Consider the following 19082-nt stretch of genomic DNA (forward strand, 5'->3'; position numbering starts at 1 on the left):
TGATCGAGATTGCCAGATATTTTTCTATAGATATCTCTATCTATCGATTCACTCTACTGGTTTACTTATGCTGATTTACTTAGGCAGTGAAAACTATTGGTCGGTGGGGATAGATAGGACATGATGCTTGATAGTCAATGTCTAATAGTCAATTTGTTCAGCCATAGAAACCGTGGAAAGCTAAACTGTCAGAGCCCCTTCTAACTTTAATACTCGTTGTTTTTCCCATGACTGCTGCCGCAACTGAACCCTCTGAGATTAGCAATATATATAGAGGTGTGAGTGAAGTTTTCCCGCATCAGCCAGAATCAACCAGTGTTGATGAAAACTTCATAGAAAGGCTGACAAAAAGCGATCGCCCTTTGCGAGTCAAGCTGGGAATTGACCCAACCGGATCAGAAATTCATCTCGGTCATAGCACGCTGGTACGCAAACTGAGGGCTTTTCAGGATGCAGGACACACTGCCATATTGTTAATCGGCGACTTCACTGCTCGCATTGGCGATCCAACAGACCGCGCTGAGGTTCGTAAACAGCTTAGTGAGGCAGACGTCAAGGCTAATGCCGAAACCTATATTGATCAGATTAAACCTATTCTCGATTTTGAGACGCCCGGTCGTCTAGAGATTCGCTACAACTCTGAGTGGCTATCGGATATAGACCTTGGCAAAATGCTAGAGCTGTTAAGCACGATGACACTCGGCCAAATGCTGGCTAAAGAGGGGTTTGCAAATCGCTATGAGAAGGGTACGCCAGTTTATCTCCACGAATTTTTATACCCGTTGCTACAGGGATACGATTCGGTTGCGCTGCAATCGGATATAGAGCTAGGCGGCACAGATCAAAAGTTCAATGTGACCGTTGGCAGAGATTTGCAGCGACACTTTGGCCTGCAGCCTCAGTTTGGCATGCTACTACCGCTACTGATGGGTACCGACGGTAGCCAAAAGATGTCGAAGTCGTTGGGTAACTATGTGGGGTTGCAAGAAGACCCTCTAACGATGTATTCCAAATTGGAAAAGGTGCCCGATGCGCTGATTGACGACTATTTTACCTACCTGACAGATCTGCCCTTAGATCAGCTACCAGAAAATCCTCGCGATCAGCAAAAGCTTTTGGCAAAGACGGTAACCGGGATTTTTCATGGCAAAGCAGCAGCAGCACAAGCCCAACAGGACGCACTGACCTTGATGGCAGGGCAGACGTCAGCAGCAGCATCGGTGCCAGAATTTTCACTTTCTAAGGTAGGCTTTCCCGCTAAGCTGTTCTATCTCTTGGGGGCAACGCCACTATGCGAGAGTAGCAGTGAGGCACGTCGGCATATCAAAGGAGGGGCGGTGAAGATGGATGGAGAGAAGATGAGCGATCCGAATCTGACGTTTGAGCAGGCGGAAGACCTAGAGGGAAAAGTATTGCAGATTGGAAAAAAGAAGTTTGTACGGTTGGTATCATGACTTCTCTAGAACGTGTAGAAGAACGGATAATCGATCGGATCATTGTGCCTTTGGACGTAGCGAGCCAAGCAGAGGCGATCGCCCTTGTCGACAGGCTACCCCAAGTTACTTTCTGGAAAGTTGGCCTAGAGCTTTTCGTCAGCAGCGGTCCGGCTATCCTCAGCCAGCTGAAATCTCGCGGCAAGCGGATTTTTCTAGACCTGAAGCTGCATGATATTCCAAATACTATGGCAGGCGCGGGCAGAGCAGCAGGTCGCTATGGTGTGGAGCTGCTGACGGTACATGCTGCTGCTGGTGGAATAGCGCTTAGTGCGGTGAAACAAGCAGCGATAGAAGGAGCACAGCAGTCAGGGAATTCGCCGCCTCGGGTGATTGCAGTAACGCTATTAACGAGCATTTCAGCCGAAGTACTCGCCTTAGAACTCAATGTCACAATGACTGTAGAAGACTATGCAGAGCAGATGGCGCAGCTAGCGAAAGCCAGTGGCCTGACCGGCGCAGTCTGCTCGCCGCACGAGGCAACGGCGCTCAAAAAGATCTGTGGAGAAGGCTTTCGGTTGGTCTGTCCGGGGGTAAGGCCGCGCTGGGCGCAGAAAGGTGATCAGCAAAGAGCAATGACTCCCTCCGATGCGTTAGCAGCAGGCGCAGACTATCTGGTGATTGGACGACCGATTACGCAAGCAGCAGATCCTGCAGCCGCATTTGAGCGAATTTGTGCGGAGATGGCAGGGTGAGCAGAGTGTTTCGCTGTAGAGTACTGAGCGCCGCGGCTGGAGGGATGATCGCGTGTCTTCTTAGCTCAGCGGTCTGGAGAGCGCCAGCAATTGCTCTAGAGCAGTTTTCACCAGACCAAATCAAGCAGCAAAACAGAGACGTTACTGAGGTTTTAGAACAAACTGACGAGAATATTGACGAGGCTGAACAAATCCTCGAAAACATAGAAATCATTGAAGAGAATATTGAAACGTTTGAAGAAAGCGTTGATGAAGAGAGTATTGAGGAAGAAGCGCTACCTATCTATGCACCGATTAGACAGACAGCACAGTGCCCAAGCGAAATAGAGCCCTTAGCAGAGCTTTTAATTAGAGATATTCCTGGCTATACCAACAGAGTCCGCCAGCGGACAGTAGCCGTTTTGCCTTGGACAGAGGCAGATGTGTTGCGATCGCTAGAGAGTGACGAGATTGTTAGAGAACCCTACCGATCGTCTCGTGTGCTGATTGCTGGAAAGCTCAACTTGGAGCCGCTAGAGTTAAGTGACTATGCTTTTACCACTTCTCCTCAAACAGGGGGAGACGTAACCCAGGTATTTTTTACAACACTATCGCGGCAGTACATCGATCTGCAAGTCAACGATACCCAGGAATATCACTGGGTGTTTTTGACTCAAACCGTAAACGGTTGGCGACTAGCTTTTATGTTCTCAGCAATAGACAGTTGGCCCATTACACAGATCCAAACACCTCCTAGAGAGAGCAGCGAAAGCAGCGTTGGCCAAGCCATTCAGCTATGGCTAAGGGACTGTAGGGCAGGTGCGATTGAGCCGCTTTCTAGCAGCGAGCTATAGAACCTTCGATGATATTTAGCGTTCGCTATAGGACTGCTATCGTTTCGCTTTTGTTACCTTCGCTTACTCTATCCAAGCCGCTTACGAAGTATTCACACAAATTAACCCTAAAAGCTAACAGCTGGCGGTCGAACAGAATACCTGAACAGATGGCATGAGCTCAACAACCGACTCATCTGCTACCTTTTAGGAACTAATTCGGGAGTCAGAACCCATGGAAAAAGCCTTTGGACTAGAGATCCCTGAAAGTTTAGAAGATGCCTGTGAGCTGAATCGTACAGCTTTAGTCGTGTATGACATGCAAGTTGGCATTTTCAGCCAGCTAAGCAACGCAGACCCAATCAAGAACAAAGTTGTACAGATCCTCCAAGTAGCTCGAGAGACTGGTTTGCGCATATTTTTCATGCGTCATATGTCATTACCCAAGGAGCTATCAGGTGTCTTTCAACTAAAGACTGCCAAAGCGTGGCAAAGAGTGACTTCTACCGATGATGTCAACCCTTGGTTTTTGCGTGATGCGCCCGGTTTTCATTTGATTCCTGAAGTGGCACCGCTACCTTCCGAGGCAATCTTCGACAAGATTACGATGTCCGCTTTTGAAAGTACACCACTCGATATCGCCTTACGTGACTGTGGTATTCAGAGCGTCATAATCGTAGGCGTGGCTACTGAAATTGGAATTGAGCCGACAATTCGCCACGCTGCTGATCTTGGATACATCCCTATCATGGTTACTGATGCTTGCGGAGCTGGTGATGAAGCCGCCGGTCAGCGGGCGGTGGCTAGTCTTAGGTTCATGGGAGATGCTTTCTTTACTCAGGTAGATGAGCTCTCCTCTATCCTCCGCAAAAAAGCTGGAATATAGAAATTGCATGGTCTTATTCCAGGCGCTAGGAACCCCTTAAACTGTAGCTTTTCCTGCTCTATTGACTATATCGAGTAGCCGCTGAAACCGCTATCGGACAACAGTAGAGTGACTAATAATAGAGCAGATATGCTCAATGATTGCGATATGTTCAAGCTGTACAGATTGCTATATATGGCAAGCCGATAGAATTTATTCCTGTGTACCTGAGTCGCCTGATTAGACCTAGGGGTTGCAATAGAAACAGTGCGCTGGGTCAGCAAACGGAGGTGAGCCCGGTGGTAAGTCCGGCGATGGCTGATCTTGCTGAAATTGACAGTGCTGACAGGAATAGCGCACAGAGCGGGTCAGTAATGTTGCCGCGCCGCATAGACTACAGGGTAGGCCAGGGAAGCGCTGCGTGATCACAAAGCCGGGATAGTGGCATCTAGGACAGAGGTGCGTCGCCTTTTTGATGAGATCTATGGTGGCCTGGGCGATCGCGTCCATTCGAGTAGGATTGTAGAGCGCTCGCATGTCGGTTTCAACATGGGCTTTGCGATCAACCGATTGTTCTAACGCTAAAGTAACTGCCTGAATTAAGTCGGCAGCTACCGTAATGCCCTTTGCAACAGTCTCTGTGGGTCTACCAGCCTCTTGATCGGTTTCGTGCTCGGTGGAAGCAACTCTCATAACCACGAGGCCGTGTTCAGGAAAACCTACTGAGCTAGCAAAGGCTAGCGCTTCTTCAGGACTGCTAACAGTTTGGCTCTGATAGTTTGTTTCAGTAGAAAGCTGTTCGCCGACAATCTCTAGCTCATGTTCGAGATCATACAATAGCACTAGCTCACGGTTGCACGCAGCAAAAGGCAGTTGCGGATGGGGCCCAAAGCTACCTTCGCTGGCGATCGCTAGGGTCTTTCCACTCAGCTTCAGTGCGGCTTTGGCCTTGAGCCGAGCAGTCGTCAACTGATCGGCCGGGCGCTTTGTCTCTCTTGTGAATGTGCCAAAGTTGTCGGTATTAAAGTTAGTAGGGATAAGTGTTTTGACCCCCAAGGCAGATTCTACCAGCGGGGCAATCACCTGTTCTTTGCGGTGCATCGTTGCAATGACTGCCACTCGATTCGTAAAAAAAGAAGGCGCTGGCATTGGCTCGAGGGCAACTGGGGAATAACAACTGTGAATAGCATGTGAAGAGCAACTGTAGTCGACGTAGTTACACCGTGCTCAATCGATTCGCTAACAATTCGCTAAACTATCAGCCAAAGCCTCTAGGCCTTAGCTCGAATCTCATCGAGTTTGGCACGTACAGCCTGTATATCTTGCCACATCAGCCATTTGGGTTTGCCCGGGTCTCTAGAAGGATTACGTAATAGATAAGCAGGGTGCAAGATCGGCATGCACTGCCGGCCCTCCCACTCAATCCATGTGCCGCGAATTTTAGTGATACCACGCTTTTCGCTAGGAATAATACCCTTCACGGCGGTTGCTCCAGTTAGCAAGATGATTTTGGGATCGACTAGGCGAATTTGTTCCAGAATATAAGGGCGACAAGCATTGATCTCGCTAGCGAGTGGATTACGGTTGCCTGGTGGGCGGCATTTGACGATATTACAGATGTAAACATCTTTCTCTGTGTCTAGCCGAACGGCACCCAGTATCTTTTCTAATAGCTGCCCTGAGCGCCCAACAAAAGGTAACCCTTGCTCGTCCTCTTGCTGTCCTGGGCCTTCACCAATCACCATAATCGGCGCGTTTGGATTGCCTCGGCTGACGACCACGTTAGTTCGGGTCTGGGCAAGCTCGCAGCGTTGACAGCTTTTGCAGTGGACGGCTAATGGGGTGAGCGAATCATAGGTGCCCGGCGGAATAGGTACGCTAGCGCTAGTCGGAATTTTGTCAGGATCGAAGTCTGTAGGCGTGGGGGTAGCTTCGATATCGCTAGCGCTGAAAAGATCGATCTGCTCGGGCATGAACTGTATTTTTGAAGGTGGTTGGAGGCTTGTCTATTCTATTTTAGGGGAAAGTCGGGGGAAGGGGAGAGATAGCAGCCCTAGTGGAGTAGGTGAACTCAGGCGTGAATATCTGCGCCTACAGAAGGGATAGGCACTATCGCCCCAGTCGGTTGATAATCCCCTCACAGCCGCCCGGAATGGTGCCTCGAGTTTTATTGCCGCCCCACTCGCAGCAGTAGCAGCGTTGCGTTTCAGAAAGGCGTCGGGTATTTGTAAAGTCAGCGCCTTCAACTACAGCACCCGTGAATCTACCTGTTCTATAGTCAGGCTTGTCCTGGCGAGTGCGAGGAGTAGCGGTTTCTAGACTGCCGTAGTACAGACGAACTCCCATCATGTCTGTATTAGAGAGATTAGCGTCACACAAGATAGCGCGAGAAAAGTTTGTGCGTACTAGATCACAGTCAGATAAATTGGCACGGATAAGATTAGCCGCGCTGAGATCTAGCCAGCGTAGATCGGTTGTTGATAAGTCACTGGCCGCTAGCATTACACCTAGATCAATAACCCTCGTACCAGTCAGTCGATCTTCTGCGTAGCCACCCATTCCGTCTAAGATAGGTCTGCCCAAGCGCTGATCGCGAGCTAATGGGGTCAATAGCTTCGAGCGAGAAAGAAAGCGTAATACTTTAGCTTTGCCACTCGCATCTACACTGCTAAGAATAGCGGCAGTACGGGCTTCTGCAATAATGCGCTCTTGTGGCCAGTCCTCTAGTAGTCCTTCATCATCTAGCACTAGCTCTGAGATACCTTGAAAGTAGGAATCGATAGTCTGCTGCTGGGTAATCAGGTTCTGCTGGACGGTCAGATCGCGCGAGATGATGTACTGTCGCCAAGCCACATAGACAGCTAGTACCGCAATGAATATTTGTCCAATGGCGCCTAAAAAGTCACCTAGCGCACTGATAATATCCCAGCGCAGTCCGCTGCCCCAGCGGGCAATCGGTCGGCTGATACCGCTGGTATAAACCAGTCCTATGATCCCAAACAACAATCCTGGAATGGCAACCAATAGCGCTTTTTGCTGCTGAGTAAGGTCGCTGAGTGCTTCTTGTAGGGTGGGATTGAGCAGCCGTAAGGAAACGACGAATGCAACTAAGGATCCTGCTAAGGTAAGCCAGAAGCTGTTGAGGGTGAAGCCGATGACCACAACAATGACTGATGCGATCGCAACGACACTAATCGGCGCCTGAGCAACTCTGACTGGATCGATTGCTGGTTGACGCTGATAGCGTTCTGTAGTCTCTAAGTCATGTTCTGCCTGCTTAAGCCGGTGGCTAGGTAAAACTGATTCTGTGATTGCTCCGTTGTCTGCTTGCAGATCAGGATCGGGATTATAGTCTTCCGTAAACGGCTGGTAATAGCCATTGTCACCAGCTGACTTGCTAGCTGCACTATCGATCGACTGAAAGTCATCGTGGCTTTCAGAATGAGTAGACGATTCGGGTGAAGCGGTAGGATCAGAGGGAAATGGGGTCATTGAGCGCGCGCATTGCTAGCAGTTCAGTGTAGCTGAAAGCTCCGCAAGCTTTTAGAGCGCTGCTGCCATCCTCTACTAAAATAAAATTAAGAATTGATAATCGCATTGATAGATTTTCGCTTCTTTTTTCTTAACTTTGGCCTTGCAGTAATGCTCACCGGCCATTATTCCTATTCCTTCTTATGATTACAGTCCTCCTTCTAGCCGCTGCCATTGGCATTTTGGCTTGGGGCTTTTCAAAAGCTCAGCCACTAGGTCGCCCTGGCATTTTAGCTTGGCTACAGACTGTAGTACTGATGGTTCCCTGGCTGCTGTTCTTTGGCTTCTCGGCCGTAGGAATCTATTTAAACTTAGCTGGCATCTTACTGCTAGTTGTATCATCGACTGGGCTATACATCTATTTTGGTCGCCAGCTTAGAGCGGCCAGCCAGGAGGAATTAGCTGCGCAATCGGTAGAAAAAGCTTCAAAGCTAGCTGAGAAGGCTGCTGAGCAGAAAGCTGGTAAAGAAGAAGATGCCGCTTTGGCTGACAATATTGCTGTTGAAAGGGCCAACGAAGCTACTGAACAACTCCCGCTCGCTGGTGATAGCCTTGCCAAAGGTGCGGAAGACAAAGGCGCAGAAGGTGACAGCGTAGACGGTAACGGTGTAAAAGAGAGCGATGAAGTCGACATAGAAGATCAGCCATCGCCGCCAATCCCACCCGAAGATCTGGCGATAATGGAGGGATTTTTTGGTATTAATACCTTCTTTAGAACGAAAACGGTGCCTTTTCAGGAGGGTGCGGTTTTCAAAGGAAACTTGCGGGGAGAAGCGGAAAAAACATCTCAAGAGCTCAGCCAAAAATTGGTAGATAAGTTTGGCGATCGCTACCAGTCTTTTCTCCTGCTAGATCCTGAAGATAAGCCTGTCGTAGTGATCTTCCCTAGCAAGAATGGACCCAAATCGACGACTTTGCCGCAGAGAATTTTAGCCGTTGCACTAGCGATCGCCACCATAGCTACCTGCATGGAAACTGCTGCCGTACTCCAAAGCTTTGACATCTTCCAATCTCCAGAACGCTGGCGAGAGGCTCTACCGATCGGTCTTGGTATTCTTTCTATCCTTGGTATCCACGAAATTGGTCACCTGATTTACGCTCGTAAGCACAGCATCCGGCTTAGTCCCCCTTTTCTTTTACCGGCTTGGCAGTTAGGTGCGTTTGGAGCTATCACTCGATTCGAGTCCGTCATTCCTAACCGCACTGTCCTTTTTAACATCGCTTTTGCCGGGCCTGCGGCTGGCGGCATTTTTTCTTTCATTTGCCTATTTTGGGGCCTAGTGCTTTCCCAGTCAGGTAGTCCCTTTCAGCTCCCTGCTGAGTTTTTTCGAGGATCTATTCTCGTTGGTGGCTTGGCGCGTTTGATCTTAGGAGATGCTCTTCAGGCGGACTTAGTCGATGTTCAGCCCCTATTTATTGTGGGCTGGATTGGTTTGATCATCACAGCGATAAATCTGCTACCTGCCGGACAGTTGGACGGCGGGAGAGTTGTCCAGTCAATTTATGGACGCAAAACTCTTGTTAGAAGCACAGCGGTCACCTTAGTCCTACTTGCTATTGTCGGTCTCTTTAATCCTTTAGCACTTTATTGGGCCGTGCTGATTGTCTTTTTGCAGCGTCAGCCAGAACGCCCTTGTACCGACGATTTGAGTGAGCCAAATGATACTAGGGCCGCCTTAGCTCTAGCTTCTCTACTATTAGTCTTGTTAGTGCTTTTACCCCTCACTCCCACGTTAGCTCGGCGGTTAGGGATTGGATAGCAAGGAGAAAGAGGTAGGTTATGTGTGCTCGTTTTACGCTAGATGCCCAGATGCAACAGCTTAGGGATATCTTTGGACTCACTAACAGTATAGAAATTATCCCAACCTGGAACCGCGCGCCAGGCGCAAGCTCACCTATTATCATTCACGACCGCATTGGTCTAGCCAAGTGGGGACTGAAACCAGCCTGGGCCAAAGCCGGAATGAAGGCGCCGCACAACGCTCGAATCGAGACAGCCGCAACCAAGCCTTATTTCAGAAGCGCCTGGACGAAACGACGGTGCTTAGTTCCAGCTACTGGTTTCTATGAATGGCAGGCCACAGCCACTGGTAAGCAGCCTATCTACTTCGACTACCCAGGACAAATCTTTGCTTTTGCGGGGCTTTGGGAAAAAGCTAACGAAAACATTAGCGCAGAGGCTAGCCCAGCTGTAACGTTTACTATCCTCACACAGCCAGCAGTCGGCCCAGTCGCAGAGATTCATCACCGTATGCCAGTTGTCTTAGCGCCTGATAGCTACCGTAGCTGGTTAGCTGGCGAGTCGACTGCTGCAGATCAGTCCACAGCTTATATGCAGGCGATCGCAGCTAGGCCAGTGAGCCGTGAGGTCAATAACGTTCGCAATGATAGTGCAGACTTAGTTAGCGCTAATAGTAAATGAGCTAGCTTATTTGCTAGTTATAGTACTTGTGCTAGTTGTAGTACTTGCTAGTCATAGAGTTTAGTATCACTGAGCTTGATACCATAGACTTGATATCACTAGAGGTAGTGGGCAGTGATAGCTTCTTTCAAAAGGTACAACTGCAAACCGAACCTTCTAGGGGTTGGAGACAAATTAATCAAACGCTAAGATAATTTTAGTTTGTTAATAGTTCAATTAGGATGGCAGGCAATAGACCTGCTAGCTACCGTTACCTAAAGGGAAATCCCACTGTGCTCAAGGCTATTGTCCATGACTTTCGCATCATCTTTGATCGTGATCCGGCGGCTCGTAACTGGCTAGAAGTTATTTTTCTCTATCCTGGGTTTCAGGCGCTGGTCATTCATCGCTTAGCGCACTGGCTGTGGAATATAGGAATACCTTTTGTACCGAGGCTGCTGTCTCATCTAGCTCGCGCTTTGACCGGCGTAGAAATTCACCCGGGTGCGCAGATTGGTTGTGGTGTGTTTATCGATCATGGCATGGGTGTGGTGATTGGTGAAACGGCTACTGTGGGTGACCTGTCATTGATATATCAGGGCGTGACTTTAGGGGGCACAGGTAAGGAGTCTGGTAAGCGCCATCCAACCTTAGGGACAGGGGTGATCGTAGGAGCAGGCGCCAAAGTACTGGGCAACATCCAAATTGGCAATGACGTGCGAATTGGAGCTGGCTCTGTGGTGCTTAGAGAGGTACCGTCTGATTGCACAGTTGTCGGTGTACCAGGTAGGGTTGTTTATCGTTCGGGTGAACGTATAGGTCCGCTAGAGCACGCGCAGCTCCCTGATTCAGAGGCGAGAGCGATTCGGGCGCTGATGGATCGAATGATTGCGCTAGAAAACGAAGTTGCTGAGCTACGTGGAGCCAAAGCACTCGAAAGTGAAGAGGAATTAGCCGTTAAGATAGCTGATTTGGAGAGCTTGATGTCTCTTGGTGCAGTCGGAGAGAACTGTGATGGTAGTAAGTGCTGTAATCTCGATGATCGCGCTCTGCAGGAGTTCTTCGACGGAGCTGGGATTTAGACAGTGGACGCTGAAATGTAATCACTTTGGCGCGTCATCAGCGATGATGTAGCGATGGTCAAATAAACAAAATCAGCTCTGTTTACCAGCTACTATTAATGGTAAGTCAGCTAATGGTAGATCAGCAGGTTCGTTGCTGCTAGACGGCTATTGAAGTCAATCGCGATTAAACGTTTCCTAGCGGCATTGAAAGTATCAGTAGGTACTAGCGATCATACTGTCCTGCTCATTTGTAGTGTTCTTACCAAGGAGAAATACCGAAGACAAAGCAATCTGAAGGGTTTTGCTTCAAGTCTTCCTATATTCAATTCACTGTATAACGAGACAGGGTGAATGTACTCTCCTAGGAAATTGCTGCACCGTCTACGCCGCACTCATCGACTAAGTAACACATGGCTTTGAACCTCAGCATGATGAGCTGGTCGTAAAGGGGATTGAGCTTGCACATAGGAGGTATGTGGGCAATGGTACGGTGAAAGAGTTTGACATCACGCTCAAACGGGCAGTCTGCTGGGATTAGGGAAATGATGCGGTGAGCGGTTTTTTCGTTCTGAACAGGAATGTCTTCAATCCAATTACGTATTAGTCTGAGAATATTCAGAGTGTCTTTCATCTTAGGTAAAGCTTGAACCACAACGATAGAAAAGAGCTTAATAACTCAGTAGATTTCGGTAATTTTTAAGTAGATTTTAGGGGGGACTGCGTTAGCTTCAACGAAGGTACCCGAAGAGTTAGTCAGATTATCAGAGATATATCAGAAATTATCTCTAACATTCTGCGGAAGTATTATCGTTCTCTATTTTTATGTGGTCATTTTTATCTACTTAAAAGTGTATATCTCTTTCCTTTCGTTAACTATCCTAGTCTTCCTATAGAGAATGACAAGTTCCTAAGGAACATTTTGATTATAAATTATGCAAAGTTCACATGTTTCTAATGCAGATGATGTGACCAATCCAATATCTGGCTGTTCTAAACCGATAGCTACCTTTTATCATCATCTTTGAAACCGTTGCTACATATGACATTCATTGAACGGGTCTACCACCAGCTATCAAAAAACGTCCTCGAAAATACTTTATGAGGACGCTATGAATCGAGCTGCAAACTCTCGTAAGTAGAAGTGCTTAGCCAAAAGAGAAGGAGACTTCTTCGTTAGTTAGAAGGTAAGTAAGAGTACCTAAACTTTGTCTCCAAAGATCTCTTGTAAGTAGAAGTGCTTAGCGCATAGTGACAAACTCTTCCGCTGAACTAGGATGAATACCAACAGTTGCATCAAAGTCTGCTTTGGTCGCTCCCATCTTCAGAGCGATCGCAATTCCTTGAATAATTTCTGCTGCGTGATCGCCTACCATATGCGCTCCTAATACTTTGTCGCTCTCGGTATGCACAACAAGCTTCATCAAAGTTTTTTGGTCTTTATTTGGCAAGGTGTAATACATCGAACGAAAGCGAGAACGAAAGACATGAATATTCTCTTCTCCGTACTCTTCAATGGCGTCTTTCTCAGTGATCCCTACTGAAGCCGCTTCAGGCGTTGTAAAGACGGCAGAAGGAACATAGTCGTAACTCATCAGTCGATCTTTTCCACCATAGAGGGTATCGGCAAAGACGCGGCCTTCATTGATTGCAACTGGAGTGAGATTGATGCGGTCGGTACAATCTCCAATGGCGTAGATGCTAGGGTCTGCAGTTTGGCAATGTTTGTCGATGGCGATCGCGCCTTGGTTTATCTCTACCGCTGTATTCTCTAGCCCTAAGCCGTCTAGGCTAGGTTCCCTACCTGTTGCCGATAGACATACTGCGTCAGCTACGATTGTATGCATCTTATCTTTATCTTCTTCGGAGTCCTTATCTGCAATTTTGACGAGGACACCGCTCTCATCTTCTTCGATCCCCACGATCTCAGAGCTATTGAAGATTTTGATGCCTGCTTTTTGCAGCGCCTCATGGAGTTCGTCACGTAGATCTTCATCAAAGCCATGTAGGATCTGATCTTTGCGGATGACCATCGTGACTTCAGTGCCTAAGCCGTTCATGATCCCGGCAAACTCGCAGCCGATGTAGCCACCGCCCAAGATCACTATTCGCTTAGGCTGCTTAGCCAGCTCAAACATTCCATCAGAGCTCATTGTATGTTCGATGCCAGGAATTTTTGGCTTCACCGGATGTCCGCCTACCGCGATTAGAATTCTCTCAGCAGTGACCTTCTCATCACCGACTTCTACTGTATGCGCGTCTAGCAGTTTGGCATATTGTCGATATAGTTTCACTTCAGCGCTATCTATCATGCGCTGATAGATAGCGTTTAGCCGATCAACTTCATTTTGAACGGCTGTGATCATGGTTTTCCAATTGAACTCACCTAGTTCATTCTTCCAGCCATAGCCTGCTGATTCTTCTATTGCTTTAGGAAAGCGAGAAGCATATACCATCAGCTTTTTGGGAACACAGCCCCGGTTCACGCAAGTGCCACCTAGTTGGTGAGCTTCGGCCACAGCGACCTTTGCTCCATAAGAAGCTGCTCTCCTAGAAGCCGCAATGCCGCCCGAGCCACCGCCAATTACAAAGAGATCAAAGTCGTAAGTCATAGTCTAAACGCAAGAATGAATAGTTCTTTTGATCCTAAGTGAGTTACAGATAAATAGCTCTGTTCGAAAGCAGGATGTTAGAAATCGGAATAGGAAAACCTGCTTAGAGTTCTTTTTATCCAAGGCTTACATCGAGAAACATCATGACAACAAAGCCTACCATCACACCGACTGTGCCTACTTGCCCGATCGCTTTTTGGTCGATATCTGGAATAATTTCATCGACAATGACAAACAGCATAGCCCCAGCGGCAAAGGCCATTCCCCAAGGTAGAAGCGCTGTTGAAAAGCTGACGAGACTAGCACCTAGCAGTCCGCCAATAGGTTCGATAAGACCGGTGAGCGTAGAGACAGAAAAAGCATAAAGTGGACTATAGCCTAAGTTGCGAAGAGCGATCGCAACCACTAACCCTTCTGGAATATTCTGTAGGCCAATGCCACCGGCTAACGCCAAACCGCCACTGTTTCCAGAACCAACACCAACGCCAACGGTTAGTCCCTCAGGAAAATTGTGAAGGGCGATCGCAATCACAAACAGCCATATTTGCTCGAAGTACTCGCTCTCTTTACCCTCTTTACCTTTGAAGAAATGTTCATGAGGAAAAAAGGTGTGGGCTATCCAAAGCGCTACGCCACCTAGCAAAACACCTACAACCATTAAGAGAGCAGCCGCCGTTTTTGAATAGCCAAGTGCGACTGCCGCCTCGGTACCTGGAATGAGCAGCGAGAATGAGGTTGCTGCCAGCATCACACCACCCCCTACACCTAGTAAGATGCCCTGCGCTTTTTTCGATAAGCCGAACGGCAGCATTACTGGTAGGGCGCCTAAGCCGGTCGCGAGCCCAGCACCTAAGCTGGCTAAAAAACCTATCAGAACACTATTCATAGTCAGCCTTCGTTGTTGAACAGTTTGGTTGGACAGCTGGTCACTTTTACAGCATGACAACCGAAAGTATGACAAGCGCTGACCACCATTAAATCATACTCGTTATGAGTACGCTTTGTGTGCCATTTGTTTTTATGGATTTGTTTACCCGGGAGCGATCGCTCACTCGTTGCTTACCCTGGCAAAAACTCATCAGACCAAAGCCCTTTAGACGCTAGCCAGTCCCTGTTGAATATTTTGGATTGATAGCGAGCACCACCATCGCACAAAATCGTGACAATCGTGTGGCCTGGTCCCATTTCCTTAGCCAGCGCTACTGCTGCTGCGACATTGATCCCCACAGAGCCGCCCATGAACAATCCCTCCTTGTACAAGAGCTGATAGATGGCGCTTAAGGCTTTGTGGTCGTCAATTTGAATAGCATCATCAATCGGTGCACCTTCCATGTTCCCGGTGACACGACTATTGCCAATTCCTTCTGTAATTGAACTGCCTTCTGGCTTGATTTCACCCGTTTTTACATAGCTATACAGGCCGCTTCCCATCGGGTCTGCCACGATACAACGTGCCTCAGGATTCTTTTCTTTCAGGAACATCGCTACGCCAGCATAGGTTCCGCCTGTTCCGGTAGCTGCCGTCCAGCCATCGATTTTGCCGTCAGTTTGGGCCCACAGTTCTGGGCCAGTAGTCTCATAGTGTGCCTGGCGGTTCGCTAGATTCTCAAACTGGTTGGCCCAGATGGCATTTTCGGTTTCGGCAGCCAGACGACCTGACAGCTTGACATAGTTATTCTCATCTTTGTATGGCACAGCGGGCACCGTCCGTACGTCTGCTCCTAACGTTCGCAGCAAGCTAATTTTCTCTTCCGACTGCGTTTCAGGGATGATGATGACGCACTTGTAGCCTTTGGCATTACAGATATGAGCTAGGCCAATCCCAGTATTGCCAGCGGTCCCTTCGACAACCGTACCCCCAGGCTTTAGAGTTCCTTCTTTTTCAGCCTGTTCGATAATGTACAGCGCCGCCCTATCTTTAACCGATCCGCCAGGATTTAGAAATTCGGCTTTTCCCAAAATCTCGCAGCCAGTTTCTTCGCTAAAGCTATTGAGCCGAATCAAGGGTGTATTGCCAACCGTACCTACAAAACCCGATTTAATATCCATGCGCGTCTGCTTTGCCATTCAACCCCTTTATCCTAATGGGGAACGGTTCAGCAGAGTACAGCTTCAAAGAATCTATCGTTCAGTTAGAACGTCCAAGCGCTCCTTTAAGGGTCACTAGTCAAGGTGACTAGGAAATAGCTAGGAGATGGCTCTAAAAGAATCCTTAGAGATGGGCTAAACCTTTGCAAGTTCCAGTGAGTTCGCGCTGCGAGAAGGTACTTTATTACGTTGGCGGATAGGACTCTCAATTCCCCAGTAGGCTGCGGCCTCTGAGGCAACCATAGTGAGTAGCTGCTCGTTTCCAGCAGGCAATATCTGAGTGGGTACAGTAGGGGTATGATCAAGGACTTTGAGAATTTCGAGGGCGATCGCCCGTGCTAGCGGCGGCGGTACCGAATTGCCAACTTGCCTAGCACCATGCCATTTGGTGCTGTGAAACCGAAACCAGTCGGGGAAGCCATGGAGTCTGGCCATCTCACGCACAGTGATACAGCGAGCATACCGGTAGTGAATGGGCCTCGGGCTTGTGAAAGAGCCTCTTGCCGAGTCAGTGCCCGCTCTAAGTGTATTGCAGACGCCATCTGGCGGTAGGCGAAAAAAACGAGTGATCGGTTCGCGGGTGCCGGGGGGGGTGCGAGCGAACCGATCACGTGACTGTTGAGAATGATTAGTGCGAATGCTGTTAGTTAGCAATGAGGGGTCCCACTGTCGTCGATAGCCGTAATACCAACCTCTTCGCGACTGACAGCGTAGGCGAGCTGCGTAGGCACTGTGGGGTTGAGATAGGCAAACTATAACTTCTCCTTTGTTGATCAAACTGTGAAATTGTTCGACGTCCGGTAAATCACCTAGCGCGTGGGTACAAGTAGGAGAGTGCTTTAAAGGTTTTGGATAGATAGGCAAGCATGTGTTGTTTCTAGCCCCGACTAGGAACAATCTCTCTCTATTTTGAGGGATGCCATAGTTGCGAGCGTTCAGCACTTGCCATGGGTCAACCAAGCGGTAGTTGATCGCGGCGATTTGATCGATAATCGCTTCTAGAACGGGTCGATTGCGATCACACGTCAATCCTTTCACGTTTTCAAACACAAAGTAGCTAGGTTGAAGCTCATCAACTAGTCGCAAAAAGTCTTTGACTAGTTCATTGCGTGGATCACATAGCGAACGCGGCCCCATTACAGAAAATCCTTGGCAGGGCGCACCGCCAATCACAGCTGTGATCGGCTGTTGAGAGGATAGCTTTGCAACAGAAAGAATCTCCTTGCCGGTAACTTCTTTGACCGATCGGGGAATCACTTTGCACAACGGGAAGTTAAACCGATGAACTGCAGCATGGATGGGATCAATTTCTATGGCTACAGGCACATCGAAACCCGCTTGCTCGAAGCCTAGGCACAGTCCTCCAGCTCCGGCAAATAGGTCAATCGCGATTGGTCTGTTGTTTTCAGCACTGTCCATGCGACATACTCTACTGCATTATTCCTCCTATTCAAGAATTAGAACAGGGAGAACAGAGCAACGTTATTTCACGTAGATTGAGACAATCGGCGTCAACAGTATATTCAGCTCTGCCTATGCTGCGCAGATGTTACAAGTTTCGTGCCTCTACTTCTTTGTCTATATCTATTGAGCGAACGAGTTCCTGGGTGGTCATAGCTAGGCAACTACGCTTTAGATCGAATAGTCTTTTGTACAACTCTGCAGTGTGAGGCCAACCGACGAAGCCAGCAAAGAGACAGTCTCCTGCATAATTAGCTAAAAAGACGTGGTGAATACCCATACGGTTCTGCCAGGTGCGTAGGATAAGGCCACGGGGCAATAAAGACCAAAGTTGAGATCTCTCGAAGCCTTTGTAGCAAGCGTCAGTGATACCGGGGATAGCTTGTAGCTGATGAATAACGTAACTAGAAAAGCTTTCTATTGGCTGCGGTAAACAGAGGTGATCGTTGCTGCGCCAAAACTGCTGAATGATCTTTGCAACGGCTGGATCCCTTTTCATCCGGATATGATTGATATCGGGAACTACTATGTAGCTTGCCCGGTTAAATTTAGTACACTCTACTGACACTACACCGTCACTCCCTTCTAAATAATCGCCAGCAATGATTAAAGTAGGCACTGCGGTGGCAATGCGTTCGGCTAGCGCCCGTCGATTGCGGCCAAGATCTCTGGCGATGCCAATGCCTAGTTCAAACGGATCAATCAGCCTACCTAGATCGGCGCCGCCTACCGGAGAGGCCACGAGCACAAGTGATTCGACTAACGGCCACCATTCAGGATGACGGGCTAAGACTTCTAGCCATATTAAGCCACCCATGGAATGGCCAACGATTCTAATTGGAATACCGGGATGTTCGGCCTGGGTTTGCTCTGCGATCGCCTCTACGCGATCAATCAGTGGCTCGATACGAATCCAGGTATTAACAAAGCCTAGGTTCGGCACGACTACCTTGGCGGTGGGACTAGCAACTGTCTTAGCTAACTGGCCGATGCCTTGGTTGATATCAGCCCAGCCGTGCTGAGCGTAGAGAATATAGTCAGGTGAAAAAGGCATGAACTCAGGAAAGGATAGCGGGTGGAGGGGCAGTGATAGCGATGGATTGACCCGTGCGGGGATGAGCGAATTGAAGGCGATGGGCATGTAAGTGATAGCCACAATCGCCAGGAAGAGCGTAGCCATGCGGATCGGGAACGCCGCCAGCAGAATATAGCGGGTCGCCTAGAAGCGGATAGCCTGCAGCAGCGAGGTGGATACGGATTTGGTGAGGTCTGCCAGTTTGGATAGTGATCTCAACTAGGGTAGAGTGAGCCCGACGCCGAAGAACGCTGCCTTCGCTACGAGAAACCATACTATTGATTGGGCCAATTGTCTTTTCATGCGAGTGCGCATCCCTCAGGTGGCCATAGATATAGCCGAGCCGAGTATGCGGTAGTTTACCGATAGGGTAAGTGCAGATGAAGCGATCGCGTAGCTGATCAGGCGTGGTCGGAGCGATCAACGCACGATAGGTTTTGCCTAAAGTACAAGTGCTGGCGGTGTTGGGGGTAGTGTTAGAGCTGAGGTTGGCGCTACGCTTCCTAAATTGCTCAGAGAGCTGGACTTTAGCAATGTGTGATTTGGCTATTAGCATAGCCCCAGATGTGCCGCGCCCCAGGCGATGAACAGGGGCAGACTGACAGTCGCGATAGCGGACTCGAAGCTGGTAGAGCAAGGTATGTTCTAGGAAGCCACCGCTAGGTAAGACAGGAAGGCCAGCAGGTTTGTTAATGACCCATAGGTCTTCGTCTTCGTAGAGAACATCAAAATCAAGCGGGACAGCGGGTTCTTCCCAGGGTGATCGCGCATAGCTTAAGATCTGCCCTAGCTTTAGCAGCGTATTTTCTTGGGTGCGATCGCCATCAAGTAGAATCTGTTCCGTTTCAATTCGCGCTTTCCAAACGGCTCGCTTTGAGTGTCGATAGCGCTGAGTATAGAAATCTAGCACGGTCTGACCAACCGCCGCTGCCGGTACCTTGTCTAAATAGGTCCATCCTTGATTTAGCAAGCTTTGTTCTCTTTAAAC

The 19082-nt window shown here is 48.8% G+C and carries 17 protein-coding genes; 7 read left to right on the forward strand and 10 right to left on the reverse strand.

Annotated elements, in window-relative coordinates:
* Positions 1-227 precede the first annotated feature (227 nt).
* From tyrS to S7335_RS13215, 4 genes are all read left to right on the forward strand, one after another.
* Entirely contained in the window at positions 228-1454 is a 1227-nt protein-coding gene (gene tyrS, locus S7335_RS13200) for a tyrosine--tRNA ligase (protein WP_006455864.1), read from the forward strand.
* A complete protein-coding gene (gene pyrF, locus S7335_RS13205) occupies positions 1451-2188 on the forward strand; it encodes an orotidine-5'-phosphate decarboxylase (protein WP_006457201.1) in 738 nt (245 codons plus the stop codon). Before tyrS ends, pyrF begins: the two co-directional genes overlap by 4 nt.
* Positions 2185-3021: a hypothetical protein gene (locus S7335_RS25975; protein WP_006456141.1), complete on the forward strand. Its 837-nt coding sequence runs from the start codon at positions 2185-2187 to the stop codon at positions 3019-3021. The genes pyrF and S7335_RS25975 overlap by 4 nt, the downstream gene beginning before the upstream one ends.
* Positions 3022-3235: 214 nt before the next feature.
* Positions 3236-3886: a cysteine hydrolase family protein gene (locus tag S7335_RS13215; protein WP_006454408.1), complete on the forward strand. Its 651-nt coding sequence runs from the start codon at positions 3236-3238 to the stop codon at positions 3884-3886.
* A gap of 225 nt (positions 3887-4111) precedes the next feature.
* Here S7335_RS13215 and S7335_RS13220 read toward each other — a convergent pair whose 3' ends face one another.
* The 3 genes from S7335_RS13220 to S7335_RS13230 form a co-directional block, all read right to left on the reverse strand.
* Positions 4112-5014, reverse strand: coding sequence for a DUF6671 family protein (locus S7335_RS13220; protein WP_006457054.1), 903 nt, complete (start codon positions 5012-5014; stop codon positions 4112-4114).
* A 122-nt stretch (positions 5015-5136) separates the two neighbouring features.
* Positions 5137-5838, reverse strand: coding sequence for a uracil-DNA glycosylase family protein (locus S7335_RS13225; protein ID WP_006457267.1), 702 nt, complete (start codon positions 5836-5838; stop codon positions 5137-5139).
* Between the two features lie 136 nt (positions 5839-5974).
* Positions 5975-7357 (reverse strand): pentapeptide repeat-containing protein, encoded by a 1383-nt coding sequence (locus tag S7335_RS13230; protein ID WP_006457405.1) that lies wholly within the window; start codon positions 7355-7357, stop codon positions 5975-5977.
* 182 nt (positions 7358-7539) lie between these two features.
* Between S7335_RS13230 and S7335_RS13235 the strand changes: the two genes are divergently transcribed.
* The 3 genes from S7335_RS13235 (at position 7540) to cysE (ending at position 10879) form a co-directional block, all read left to right on the forward strand.
* Positions 7540-9156: a site-2 protease family protein gene (locus tag S7335_RS13235; protein WP_006457279.1), complete on the forward strand. Its 1617-nt coding sequence runs from the start codon at positions 7540-7542 to the stop codon at positions 9154-9156.
* A gap of 20 nt (positions 9157-9176) precedes the next feature.
* Positions 9177-9818 (forward strand): SOS response-associated peptidase, encoded by a 642-nt coding sequence (locus S7335_RS13240; protein WP_006456514.1) that lies wholly within the window; start codon positions 9177-9179, stop codon positions 9816-9818.
* Positions 9819-10039: 221 nt separating this feature from the next.
* Entirely contained in the window at positions 10040-10879 is an 840-nt protein-coding gene (gene cysE, locus S7335_RS13245) for a serine O-acetyltransferase (protein WP_006455510.1), read from the forward strand.
* A 343-nt stretch (positions 10880-11222) separates the two neighbouring features.
* Here the strand turns inward: cysE and S7335_RS13250 are convergent, their stop codons facing one another.
* From S7335_RS13250 to S7335_RS13280, 7 genes are all read right to left on the reverse strand, one after another.
* Positions 11223-11492 carry a Mo-dependent nitrogenase C-terminal domain-containing protein gene (locus S7335_RS13250; RefSeq protein ID WP_006456051.1) on the reverse strand — a complete coding sequence of 90 codons (270 nt, stop codon included), beginning with the start codon at positions 11490-11492 and terminating at the stop codon, positions 11223-11225.
* Positions 11493-12099: 607 nt separating this feature from the next.
* Positions 12100-13470 carry a glutathione-disulfide reductase gene (gene gorA, locus S7335_RS13255; RefSeq protein WP_006455761.1) on the reverse strand — a complete coding sequence of 457 codons (1371 nt, stop codon included), beginning with the start codon at positions 13468-13470 and terminating at the stop codon, positions 12100-12102.
* A gap of 115 nt (positions 13471-13585) precedes the next feature.
* Positions 13586-14356, reverse strand: coding sequence for a ZIP family metal transporter (locus tag S7335_RS13260; protein WP_006453499.1), 771 nt, complete (start codon positions 14354-14356; stop codon positions 13586-13588).
* A gap of 173 nt (positions 14357-14529) precedes the next feature.
* Complete coding sequence (locus tag S7335_RS13265) at positions 14530-15519, reverse strand: cysteine synthase A (RefSeq protein ID WP_006456957.1); 990 nt, start codon at positions 15517-15519, stop codon at positions 14530-14532.
* A 174-nt stretch (positions 15520-15693) separates the two neighbouring features.
* Positions 15694-16977 (reverse strand): DNA cytosine methyltransferase, encoded by a 1284-nt coding sequence (locus tag S7335_RS13270; protein ID WP_006453857.1) that lies wholly within the window; start codon positions 16975-16977, stop codon positions 15694-15696.
* Between the two features lie 130 nt (positions 16978-17107).
* The gene (locus tag S7335_RS13275; protein ID WP_369791691.1) at positions 17108-18160 is read right to left on the reverse strand and encodes an alpha/beta fold hydrolase; all 1053 of its coding nucleotides are present in this window, start codon (positions 18158-18160) and stop codon (positions 17108-17110) included.
* Positions 18078-19064 carry a pseudouridine synthase gene (locus S7335_RS13280; protein WP_006455298.1) on the reverse strand — a complete coding sequence of 329 codons (987 nt, stop codon included), beginning with the start codon at positions 19062-19064 and terminating at the stop codon, positions 18078-18080. The genes S7335_RS13275 and S7335_RS13280 overlap by 83 nt, the downstream gene beginning before the upstream one ends.
* Positions 19065-19082: the final 18 nt, after the last annotated feature.

This window comes from Synechococcus sp. PCC 7335 (assembly GCF_000155595.1).
In the GTDB taxonomy this organism is placed as follows: domain Bacteria; phylum Cyanobacteriota; class Cyanobacteriia; order Phormidesmidales; family Phormidesmidaceae; genus Phormidesmis.